The following is a 10,741-nucleotide window of genomic DNA, read 5'->3' on the forward strand; positions in this document are numbered from 1 at the left end:
ATAACACAAAATGGAGGGGTAGATTTGAGAAAGAAAAAGCTCGTATCACTGGCAATTTTGATGCTTCTGTTGATTTCCACGGCATTGTTTGGCTGTAGTTCAAACGATTCTTCTGGCGATAACGGCGGGGATAGTGGAGATAGCGGCGACAGCGGAGATTCTGCTGAAGAAAAAGTATTAATTTTCGGCCGAGGCGGAGATTCCGTATCACTTGATCCGATTGCAGTAACAGACGGTGAATCTTTTAAAGTTACGAAAAACATTTTTGATACATTAGTAAACTTCGGTGAGCAAGATACAGAAATCCATCCTGCCCTGGCGACAGAATGGGAAGCTGCTGAAGACGGTTTGACTTACACGTTCCAATTGGAAGAAGGCGTTAAATTCCATGACGACACTGACTTCAATGCGGAAGCGGTTGTAAAGAACTTTGAGCGTTGGGCTGCTGGAGATGCAGATAAATTCCCGTACTACGCTTCAATGTTCGGCGGTTTTGGAGATGAAGAAGGCCACGTAATCGAATCAGTTACTGCAACTGGAGATTACGAAGTTGAATTCAAATTAAAACGTCCACAGGCACCATTCTTGAAAAACTTGGCAATGAGCCCTTTCGGAATTGCTTCACCTACAGCTTTTGAAGCTGCTGGAGACAAATTCGGAGACCAGCCAGTAGGGACAGGTCCATTCAAATTTGTTGAATGGAAACGCAATGACTCCGTAACAATCGAAAAATTCGATGGTTATTGGGTTGAAGGCGAACCGAAGCTTGACCAAGTCATCTTCCGTTCAATTCCTGATAACTCAGCTCGTTTGAATGCATTATTGTCAGGTGAAATCGATTTGGCAGACGGCATCACGCCATCTGATTCCGAAACAATCGAAAGCGATGAGAACCTGCAATTATTCGAGCGTCCATCTATGAACGTCGGCTACCTTGGGTTGACAGTTACACGCGAACCTTTCGATGATCCTAAAGTTCGTCAAGCAATGAACTATGCAATTGATAAGCAAGCGATTGTTGATGCATTCTTCGAAGGCCGTGCTGATGTAGCGGCTAACCCGATGCCATCAGTAATCAGCGGATACAATGAAGAAATCGATCCATACCCATATGATCCAGAAAAAGCAAAAGAATTACTAGCTGAAGCAGGTCTTCCAGACGGTTTCGAAATGGAACTTTACGCAATGCCGGTTCCACGTCCGTATATGCCGGATGGCCAAAAAGTCGCTGAAGCGATTCAAAAGAATTTGGCTGATATTAACGTAAAAGCTGAAATCGTTTCATTCGAATGGGCTACTTACCTTGAAAAAGCTGCAAACGGAGAAGCGGATGCTTTCCTATTAGGTTGGACTGGGGATAACGGCGATGCCGACAACTTCCTATATGTATTGCTTGACCAAGACAATATCGGTTCAAACAACTACACATACTACGAAAACCAGGAATTGCATGATCTGTTTATCCAAGCACAAACTGAAGTGGATGAAGAAGTACGAAATGACTTGTACAAACAAGCTCAGGAAATCATCCATGAAGACGCTCCATGGGTACCGCTTGCACACTCTACACCGCTGTTAGCTGGCGGCAAGAATGTTGTGAACTTCAAAGCGCATCCAACTGGCTCTGATAAATTGGCTTCTGTAGATTTAGAGTAGGCTTTTTAAGAGGAGAGGTCGTCATGATTTCTCCTCTTTTTTCTTAGTTTAGATACATACTGCAAGAGATGGAGAGGTGAAGAAAGTGCTTCACTATATAGGGAGACGCATTTTACAATTGATTCCTGTACTTTTAGGGATGACTTTTATCGTATTTTTGATCATCCGGGCAATTCCGGGCGATCCGGCTCAAGTCATCTTAGGGCAACAAGCATCTGAAGAAGCGATTAAGGCTCTAAGAACAACATTAGGTTTAGATAATCCATGGTATATTCAATATTTTGATTATCTAAAAGGGTTGGTTACAGGAGATTTAGGTGAATCGCTAAGAACTCGTACTCCAGTAATGGATGAAGTTTGGCCGTATTTAGCTGCAACAATCGAGCTATCCGTTTTCGCCATCATTATTGCAGTTGTCATCGGCATCAATGCTGGCATCATTTCTGCTTGGTTCCAGAACTCTTGGTTCGATTATTTAGCCATGATCATTGCATTAATCGGGGTTTCTATGCCGATTTTCTGGCTTGGCCTGATGAACCAATGGATTTTCTCCATTGAATTAGGGATTCTTCCGACAACTGGCCGGGAAAATGTTCGGGATCCGGTAGAAGTCATTACGAATTTCTACGTTATTGATACGATCCTGACTGGGCAGTTTGATCAATTGTCTACTGTATTGAAGCATTTGGTTTTACCGGGAACAGCTTTAGCGACGATCCCGATGGCGATCATTGCCAGAATGACCCGTTCAAGCATGCTTGAAGTTATGCGTTCAGACTATGTGCGAACAGCTCGCGCAAAAGGCTTGAAAATGTTCTTCGTCGTTTACAAACATGCATTGAAAAATGCGATCATTCCGGTTTTGACCATTATCGGTCTTCAAATGGGCTTGCTACTGGGCGGCGCTATTTTAACAGAAACGATTTTCGGCTGGCCGGGAATCGGACGCTATATTTATGAAGCAATCGGCTTCCGGGACTATCCGGTCATCCAATCCGGGATTTTGATTGTTGCGTTTATCTTTGTCATGATCAACTTATTCGTAGATCTTCTATATAGCTTAGTTGATCCGCGCATCAAATACGATTAAGGAAGGAGGAGTTCTTAATGGCTAATGCTGTAGCAAATAAAAACGACGTACAGATCGAAAAAGTGGCTGGCCCCTGGAAAGAGGCTTGGCGCGGATTCAGAAAAAGCAAAGTAGCGGTAGTCGGGATGGGCATTGTTATTTTCTTCATTTTGCTCGCTATTTTCGGTCCGCTATTTACACCGCAAGGCATCAATGAACAAAATCTAGGCAATCGCCTTTTACCTCCTTCCAGCGATCATTGGATGGGAACGGATGATTTTGGCCGCGATATTTTATCGAGAATCGTTTACGGTGCAAGAATTTCCCTTTGGGTAGGGTTCCTAGCGGTTATCGGCTCTGTCGTGATTGGAAGTATTTTAGGGATCTTGGCAGGATATTACGGAAAATGGGTAGATACCATCATTTCACGCATTTTCGATATCATGTTGGCATTCCCAAGTATCCTTCTTGCGATTGCTGTCGTATCTGTACTTGGACCATCACTCCGCAACGCGCTTATTGCGATTGCGATTATCAACGTACCGAACTTCGGGCGCTTAATCCGTTCGAAAGTGCTGAGCATCAAGGAAGACGAATACATCATGTCGGCTAAAGCGATCGGCATGAAAGACAACCGGATTCTGTTTTCTCATATTTTGCCGAATTCCATGGCACCGGTAATCGTCCAAGGCACATTAGCGATTGCAACAGCTATTATCGAAGCTGCTGCTCTCGGGTTTCTTGGGCTTGGTGCGCAGGCGCCAGATCCGGAATGGGGAAAAATGCTGGCAGATTCCAGATCGTATTTGACGAATGCTCCTTGGACCATGATTTTCCCAGGGGTGGCCATCATGTTAACGGTTCTTGGATTTAACTTAATGGGAGACGGGCTGCGCGATGCACTCGATCCTCGAATGAAATCATAATAAAAAGGTTCTCCGTCAAATGTTGGGGTGAGGTGAAATCTTCCTCACTCTAACCAACGTGAACTCCCATATTCTTATACTTGTGTGTCAGTAGTATTTTGGCGCGGGCGCGTTCGAAATTCTGAAAGCCGAACGCGTTCCGCTTAATCACTTTTGTCAGGTTATTGATGCCTTCCAAGAAACCATTGGAATACTTGAACGAGAAGCTGTTCAAGATTTCCGTCTGCCAGTTTCGGAAGGTGCCCATGGCTTTCTGGAACTCGGGAATGCCCGCTTGTTCCACCAGCCGATAAAATTCCAGCAACGCTTCTTTGGTCTTGAGGATTTCCTCGGGATCTCTTTTTTTGCTTGCCTGAAACCACGTGCAATACGCTTCCTTCAGTTCGTATGCTCGTTTGAGCTCCTCATCCATTTCAAGATACCGCTTCAAGTACCAACGGTCCTTTTCGGTTAACTTCTCACTGTTTTTGTAAAAGACGTAGCGCATCCGTTTGCCTTTTTTGCGGTCATAGTCGTTCCAACTTTTCTGCACGCGTCTGCGGACCGCGTCCAGCGCCCAGTAAATGTACCGGCAGAAGTGGAAGCGATCGGCGATGATCACCGGTTTGCCGAGTGCTTTTTTGACCGCGGCTTTAAAGGAATGGCTCATGTCCATGACGACGATTTCCACCGCAGCTCCGTGCTGTTGGAGATACTGTTTGATCGTCTCTTTTTTCCGGTTGGGCAGGATATCGATCGGTTCTCTCGTTTCGCCATCGGCGATAATCAGTTGGTACTTTCCTTCGCGGGTGTCGCCTTTGTATTCGTCGATGGCGATCACACGCGGTAATTTTGCGGTTTCAGTAACTTCCTGGAGCGCCACCAGATCGAAACGCCGAACGATGGTCGAAGCGGAAGCGCCGTATTGTCCGGCCACTTCCTTGAACGTTTTCGCCTTGACGCTGCGCACATGAACCGCTTGGTTCCACTCTTTTGAGAACCGTTGATAGCGGCCGATGAATGAATTCTGTTCGGCGAATTTCTTGCCGCACGCCCCGCATACGTAGCGTCTCTTCTTATAGAAAAGGTAAGTCTGGCGTTCAAACCATTTCAGGTGTTTGATCTTTTGGATCCGGTAATCGTGGACACGCCGGGTCTTCTCCTGGCAACGCGGGCAACGGTGTGCCTTCACTTCCAACTCCACATGCAGGGCCACCCGGTCCTCCACTTGTTCCATCTTCATGATTTTCACATCTTCTAATCCGGGAAATTTCATGGTAAAATTCAAGTGCACGCATCTCCTCTTCTTTACTTGTTATTCGACATTTCAAGTATAAAAGAATTTGGAGATTGCGTGTCTTTTTTTGGGCCGAATTGTTTCAACACCCCAACAATTAGTGTAGAACCAATAAAAAGAGTGGCCACGGGAGATCCCCCCTGGCCACTCTTTTTGATTGCCTTTAGATGACATCTTCTAAATCGCTCTCTATTTCGTCCGCATGGAAATTATGGTAAGAAACTATCAACAAGTCCAAATGTTCAAGCTGTTCTTCATAATCCAGAATGGCAGAAAGTACATGCATTAAATGATAAATGGAGAATTCATTATCCTCTTCTTCTAGAGCGAGGTTGATTTCTTTTACAAATATTGACATTACTTCGTTTCGTTTAATGGCGGCTTCCGGTCCGAGAGCTACATTATGTTCCGGCTTCAACTTGCCCACATACTTCATATATAGCTGTTCGTGATAGCCCGCAAGCCTTTCTAACTGCTCCTGGACCATCATATGAAAATGTTCTGGAAGTTCGGTCAACTTGTTTTCAAAGCGGTGAAGCCTTTTAAGTACTTCCAAACTTTTTTTCGATGTTAGGATCATTTGCCGGTACATCACCAATTTACGGGCTTTAACATATTGCTGCTTTTTGGTATAGCTGCGTTCTTCTTTGTAAAACGTATACCATTGGTCAACTTTCGATAATTTATCTTCTAATTTGTCGATATCGTCTTTAATCGACGTATAGTCTGATGTATGGAGAATGGAAACCCGAATCCAGCGGATCACTTCTTCGCTCACATCATGAATCGAGGCAAAAAGGCGATTCTCATATTTAGGAGGCAAAAAGATCAGATTGACCACAAAAGCAGCTAATATTCCAAGCAATATCGTAAGGAAGCGCAGCGTTGCCAGTTCCAAGAAATTTTGATCATGGGCTTCCATGATGATGATCAGCGTAACCAACGTTAAAGGAACCGGTTTATCCAACTTCAGCTTTAGCATGATGACAATAGCCAAAACAGCTGCTAATCCAATGGTCAAATAATTGGTGCCGATCGTCAAAACAAATACAAAAGCAATAACAGCACCAATCAAGTTTCCGTAAATCTGGTCAAGCACGGTCAAGAATGATCGGTAAATGGAAGGCTGTATAGCGAAAATAGCAGCGATTCCGGCGAAAAGCGGGGAAGGCAATTGCAAAATATCTGCAAGAAATAAGGCGAATGAAATCGCGATTCCTGTTTTAAATATACGAGCACCTAATTTCATAAAATCACCTACCCCTTTCCTTAATTAATCACATCCGGTTTAAAGCTGGCGGAAAGCTTCGCGCACCGCTTTAATGGAAGTTTTCACATCTTCTTCAGTGTGTTCAGTCGTTAAGAACCAAGCTTCATATTTTGAAGGCGCCAAGTTAATGCCTTGTTCAAGCATCAGTTTAAAGAAGCGGCCAAAAATCTCGCCGTCACTCGCTTCTGCTTGTTCGTAATTTTCCACTTTTTGATCGGTAAAGTAAATGGTCAAAGCACCTTTTAACCGGTTGATGGTAATCGTAACACTGAATTCTGCTGCGGCTGAAAGGATGCCTTCTTCCAATTGGCGGCCAAGTTCATCCATCTTCTCGTAGACGCCTTCTTCACGAAGAACTTCAAGACATGCAATCCCTGCTTGAATTGACGCTGGGTTGCCGGCCATAGTTCCTGCTTGATAAGCAGGTCCAAGAGGGGCAACCGTCTCCATGATTTCTTTCTTGCCGCCGTATGCCCCGATTGGCAAGCCGCCGCCGATGATTTTCCCTAAAGCTGTTAAATCAGGTGTTAAACCAAGAAGATCCTGGGCGCCGCCGTAATGGAAGCGGAAAGCTGTGATGACTTCATCATATACGATCAAAGCGCCTTTTTCTTTAGCAATGCGGTGCACTTCTTCCAAGAAGCCTTTATTTGGCTCCACGATTCCGAAATTCCCGACGATTGGTTCTACTAAGATACACGCGATTTGTTCTCCCCATTTATCCATAGCCTCAGAAAAAGCAGCTGGATCGTTGAAGGGAATCGTAATCACTTCTTCGGCAATCGTCTTTGGAACTCCTGCAGAATCAGGGGTGCCAAGTGTGGCAGGGCCAGAACCAGCAGCGACTAATACCAAGTCTGAATGCCCGTGGTAGCAGCCAGCGAATTTCATGATTTTCGTGCGGCCCGTATAAGCGCGGGATACACGGATTGTCGTCATAACGGCTTCAGTACCGCTATTCACAAAACGGACTTTGTCCATTTTTGGCATTGCTTCTTTCAGCATTTTCGCAAAAGTGATTTCATGCCGTGTCGGAGTTCCATACAATAAGCCGGTTTCCGCAGCATGAGTAATGGCTTTTGTGATATGCGGGTGGGCATGACCAGTGATGATCGGACCGTAGGCAGCAAGGTAATCGATGTATTTATTGCCATCGACGTCCCAGAAATAAGCGCCTTTTGCACGCTCCATTGCCACCGGCGAACCTCCGCCTACTGCTTTATAAGAGCGCGACGGGCTATTAACTCCGCCAACGATATGTAATAATGCTTCTTCATGCAATTTTTCAGATGTAGAATGGTTCATTTTTTACAGCCTCCTAATATTGTCTACTCTTCATTGTAGACAATATTAAGGAAGAACGCCAAAGAAATTGAATATAGCGCTGCCGTCCGTTACGATAGATAGTAGAAAAGGAGTGGTAAAGATGACAACATTAGAAGGTTTGCAAGCGCCTGACTTCTCATTGAAAAATGAAGCAGGCAATACAGTCGCTTTAACTGATTTTGCAGGAGATAAGTATGTGGTCCTTTATTTTTATCCAAAAGACATGACTCCGGGCTGTACAACGCAAGCCTGTGATTTCCGGGATGCTGAGAAAGATTTCTCCGAACTGAACGGGGTGATTTTGGGCGTTAGTGCAGATTCGGAAAAACAGCACGGGAAATTCATTGAAAAGCACGGATTGCCATTTTCTTTATTAGTGGATGAAGACCATGCGGTTTCAGAAAAATACGGTGTCTGGGTGCAAAAGAAAATGTACGGCAAAGAATTCATGGGCATTGAACGTTCAACTTTCCTGATCGATCCAACCGGAACGATTGTCAAAGAATGGCGGAAAGTGAAAGTGGCCGGCCATATCGAAGAAGTACTCAATACCTTGAAATCTTTGACGAATCAATAAAGGGGCGGAAATTATGGAAGTGCTTTTTACTTTTGTGCCAAAAGAGCATCAGCAGGAAATGCTGAAAGAACAATTTCCGGAAGTGGAGTTCCACTTTACTTACCATGATAAATCACGTCTTTCCGATGCGGATGTCATCGTGACATACGGGGAAGATTTAGCTGCTGAAGACATCGAAGAAGCGGCAAATTTAAAATGGATCATGGTGGCAAGTGCCGGAGTAGAAAAAATGCCGCATGAGGCCATTCTCGAAAAGGGAATTACCGTATCGAATGTGCGAGGCATCCATAAAACACCGATGGCTGAATCGGTGTTGGCGCATTTGCTGGCGATTAAACGCTCGCTTCCGGCCATTTACGAAAGACAGCAACAGAAAAAATGGGACCGAAAAATCCGTTCAAGCGAATTAGCAGGATCCACGGCATTGATTATCGGGCCGGGTGCTATTGGCGGTGAAATCGGCCGTTTGCTGCAAGCTTTTGGTGTTTCTACCATAGGCTGCAACCGTTCGGGAAAACAAGCCGATTATATGGATGAAATGGTGTCATTTGACAATATCCTGGATGCGCTGCCAAAAGCGGATACGGTTATTTCTGTAGTGCCTAGCACTGAAGAGACAAGAGGGATGATTGGCAGTGCGCATTTCAAAGCGATGAAACAGGATGCAATTTTTATGAACTTCGGAAGAGGGGATCTTGTATCGGATGACGTTATGGTAGAGGCATTGAAGAATGAAGAAGTCGCTTATGCTGTATTGGATGTTTTTGAGCAAGAACCGCTGCCTGAAGACCATCCTTTATGGGAGATGGAAAATGTGGTGGTTTCACCGCATGTATCCAGCCATTCCGGCCGCTATGTTGAACGGGCATTAGAGATTTTTGCACCTAACCTGAAAAAATGGTTGGAAAATAATTCGGATCTTACAAACCTAGTCAATATGGAAAAGGGGTATTGAAAGTGAAAATCTATACGAAAACAGGCGATAAAGGCACAACTTCCCTCGTATATGGCACTCGGGTTGCGAAAAATGACGCACTTGTTGAAGCATATGGCACCTGTGATGAAGCCAATTCAATGATTGGCCTTGCAATTGGGCATATGAACAATGAATTCTTTGAGGAAAAAGAACAGTTGGAATCCATTTTTCATGAAATCCAGACTACTCTATTCCATGTGGGAGCTGAACTTGCCACGCCTGCTGGAAAAGAAGTGAAGTGGAAGCTTAAAGAGGAGGACATAACAAAGCTCGAGCAGTGGATCGATCAATACGATGCAGAAGTGCCAGCACTCAAAAACTTCATTTTGCCTGGGGGCCATCCGACAGGAGCTGCACTCCATGTCGCGCGCACAGTGGTCAGAAGAGCGGAAAGAGCAGCGATTTCCATCGGGGATTCAGTGTCGCCGAATGTATTGGCCTATTTGAACCGGTTATCCGATTTTCTATTCGTTGCAGCACGCTTAATCAATCAGCGTCTTGGGAAAATCGAAAAAGGCCTTCATCAGTCTTAAATGACTGATAAAGCCTGCAAAGCTTGATAATATAGTGATTTCTTGACATGCACCCTCTTTTTTAAGTACACTAATTATAACGATTATAATATAAGAATATTTATGAAGTGAGGTGCACAGCGATGTCTGACGGACAACTAAAGGACGCGCTTGATGCTTTGAAGTCTACAGGTGTGAGAATCACTCCACAACGCCATGCGATTTTGGAGTATATGATTCATTCTACAATGCACCCAACAGCGGATGACATTTATCGCGCGCTTGAGAAAACTTTTCCTAATATGAGCGTTGCAACTGTTTATAATAATTTACGGGTATTCAGAAAAGCCGGTTTGGTGAAAGAATTGACTTACGGCGATTCTTCCAGCCGTTTTGATTTTGTAACCAACGACCATTATCATATGATCTGCAATGATTGCGGAAAAATAGTGGATTTCCATTACCCAGGACTGGATGAAGTGGAGCATCTTGCTTCGCATGTAACAGGATTCCAAGTAGACTATCATCGTCTTGAAATTTATGGAACCTGCCAGGAATGCTCGGAAAAAACTGCAAAAGCCCAATAATCGACGAGCATGTTTCTCATGCTCGTTTTTATTTTGTCGATTTGCTGCAAAAAAAAATCGCCGGAGCAAGTGAATAGCTCCGGCGATTAGCAGTCATTATAGTTTAGAATTTTTCTTATTGTAATCGACATCGAATTCTTTTCCTTCAAGAGCAGGATCCATAGTCAATGGTTCACGGCAATGCATGCACATGTCTACACGGCCAAGCATTTTTGTATGTCTTCCGCAATTCGGGCATTCAACGGGGATGGTTTTCATCGAGAGCAATCCGATCCATGCATAGACCCCTGTACTGCCGACGATGGCAATAAGGCCAAGCAGCATGAAGATCACCATCACAACCGGATGGCTTCTAAAATAGATCCCGACGTACATAATGACAATACCGATGAAGATCAACGACAAGGCAAAAGTCCGAATGCGATTGATTTTATTTTTATAAGGTTTCATTATTTATTTCCTCCTTGCATCCATCATACTATATCATAAATGCATCGAAAAAGTGATAATGATTCATAGATGCAGGAATCTAAAAGAAATATGTCGAAATAAAGAATACAAGAGCC

11 protein-coding genes are annotated in these 10,741 nt (G+C 44.3%); 7 read left to right on the top strand and 4 right to left on the bottom strand.

Going from position 1 to position 10,741, the window contains the following annotated elements; translation table 11 throughout:
* The first annotated feature begins 24 nt into the window (after positions 1-24).
* From AC2EXB_RS05255 to nikC, 3 genes are all read left to right on the top strand, one after another.
* The gene (locus tag AC2EXB_RS05255; RefSeq protein ID WP_235198617.1) at positions 25-1,656 is read left to right on the top strand and encodes an ABC transporter substrate-binding protein; all 1,632 of its coding nucleotides are present in this window, start codon (positions 25-27) and stop codon (positions 1,654-1,656) included.
* 85 nt (positions 1,657-1,741) lie between these two features.
* On the top strand, positions 1,742-2,746 hold the full coding sequence (locus AC2EXB_RS05260) for an ABC transporter permease (RefSeq protein ID WP_483604722.1): 1,005 nt from the start codon (positions 1,742-1,744) through the stop codon (positions 2,744-2,746).
* Between the two features lie 17 nt (positions 2,747-2,763).
* Positions 2,764-3,651, top strand: coding sequence for a nickel transporter permease (gene nikC / locus AC2EXB_RS05265; protein ID WP_235198618.1), 888 nt, complete (start codon positions 2,764-2,766; stop codon positions 3,649-3,651).
* A gap of 49 nt (positions 3,652-3,700) precedes the next feature.
* Here nikC and AC2EXB_RS05270 read toward each other — a convergent pair whose 3' ends face one another.
* The 3 genes from AC2EXB_RS05270 to AC2EXB_RS05280 all read right to left on the bottom strand — a co-directional run bounded on the left by AC2EXB_RS05270 (position 3,701) and on the right by AC2EXB_RS05280 (position 7,502).
* Positions 3,701-4,924: an ISL3 family transposase gene (locus tag AC2EXB_RS05270; RefSeq protein WP_483601356.1), complete on the bottom strand. Its 1,224-nt coding sequence runs from the start codon at positions 4,922-4,924 to the stop codon at positions 3,701-3,703.
* A 166-nt stretch (positions 4,925-5,090) separates the two neighbouring features.
* The gene (locus AC2EXB_RS05275; RefSeq protein WP_483604013.1) at positions 5,091-6,176 is read right to left on the bottom strand and encodes an FUSC family protein; all 1,086 of its coding nucleotides are present in this window, start codon (positions 6,174-6,176) and stop codon (positions 5,091-5,093) included.
* Between the two features lie 39 nt (positions 6,177-6,215).
* On the bottom strand, positions 6,216-7,502 hold the full coding sequence (locus tag AC2EXB_RS05280) for a glutamate-1-semialdehyde 2,1-aminomutase (RefSeq protein ID WP_483604014.1): 1,287 nt from the start codon (positions 7,500-7,502) through the stop codon (positions 6,216-6,218).
* A gap of 121 nt (positions 7,503-7,623) precedes the next feature.
* On the opposite strand from AC2EXB_RS05280, the gene bcp reads away from it, so the two are divergent.
* From bcp to perR, 4 genes are all read left to right on the top strand, one after another.
* Complete coding sequence (gene bcp / locus AC2EXB_RS05285; RefSeq protein WP_483604015.1) at positions 7,624-8,100, top strand: thioredoxin-dependent thiol peroxidase; 477 nt, start codon at positions 7,624-7,626, stop codon at positions 8,098-8,100.
* A gap of 13 nt (positions 8,101-8,113) precedes the next feature.
* Positions 8,114-9,055: a D-2-hydroxyacid dehydrogenase gene (locus AC2EXB_RS05290; protein ID WP_483604016.1), complete on the top strand. Its 942-nt coding sequence runs from the start codon at positions 8,114-8,116 to the stop codon at positions 9,053-9,055.
* A 2-nt stretch (positions 9,056-9,057) separates the two neighbouring features.
* Positions 9,058-9,609 (top strand): cob(I)yrinic acid a,c-diamide adenosyltransferase, encoded by a 552-nt coding sequence (locus AC2EXB_RS05295; RefSeq protein ID WP_235198621.1) that lies wholly within the window; start codon positions 9,058-9,060, stop codon positions 9,607-9,609.
* A gap of 122 nt (positions 9,610-9,731) precedes the next feature.
* Positions 9,732-10,175 carry a peroxide-responsive transcriptional repressor PerR gene (gene perR / locus AC2EXB_RS05300; RefSeq protein ID WP_052652364.1) on the top strand — a complete coding sequence of 148 codons (444 nt, stop codon included), beginning with the start codon at positions 9,732-9,734 and terminating at the stop codon, positions 10,173-10,175.
* Positions 10,176-10,271: 96 nt separating this feature from the next.
* Here perR and AC2EXB_RS05305 read toward each other — a convergent pair whose 3' ends face one another.
* Positions 10,272-10,625, bottom strand: coding sequence for a YgzB family protein (locus tag AC2EXB_RS05305; RefSeq protein WP_251479981.1), 354 nt, complete (start codon positions 10,623-10,625; stop codon positions 10,272-10,274).
* Between the last annotated feature and the right edge of the window lie 116 nt (positions 10,626-10,741).

This window comes from Planococcus alkaliphilus (assembly GCF_057031095.1).

Excerpts from the sequence above, each read along its gene's own strand:
- AC2EXB_RS05305 (WP_251479981.1), bottom strand. The coding sequence starts at position 10,625 with ATGAAACCTTATAAAAATAAAATCAATCGCATTCGGACTTTTGCCTTG.
- nikC (WP_235198618.1), top strand. The coding sequence starts at position 2,764 with ATGGCTAATGCTGTAGCAAATAAAAACGACGTACAGATCGAAAAAGTG.
- AC2EXB_RS05290 (WP_483604016.1), top strand. The coding sequence starts at position 8,114 with ATGGAAGTGCTTTTTACTTTTGTGCCAAAAGAGCATCAGCAGGAAATG.
- bcp (WP_483604015.1), top strand. The coding sequence starts at position 7,624 with ATGACAACATTAGAAGGTTTGCAAGCGCCTGACTTCTCATTGAAAAAT.
- perR (WP_052652364.1), top strand. The coding sequence starts at position 9,732 with ATGTCTGACGGACAACTAAAGGACGCGCTTGATGCTTTGAAGTCTACA.
- AC2EXB_RS05280 (WP_483604014.1), bottom strand. The coding sequence starts at position 7,502 with ATGAACCATTCTACATCTGAAAAATTGCATGAAGAAGCATTATTACAT.
- AC2EXB_RS05275 (WP_483604013.1), bottom strand. The coding sequence starts at position 6,176 with ATGAAATTAGGTGCTCGTATATTTAAAACAGGAATCGCGATTTCATTC.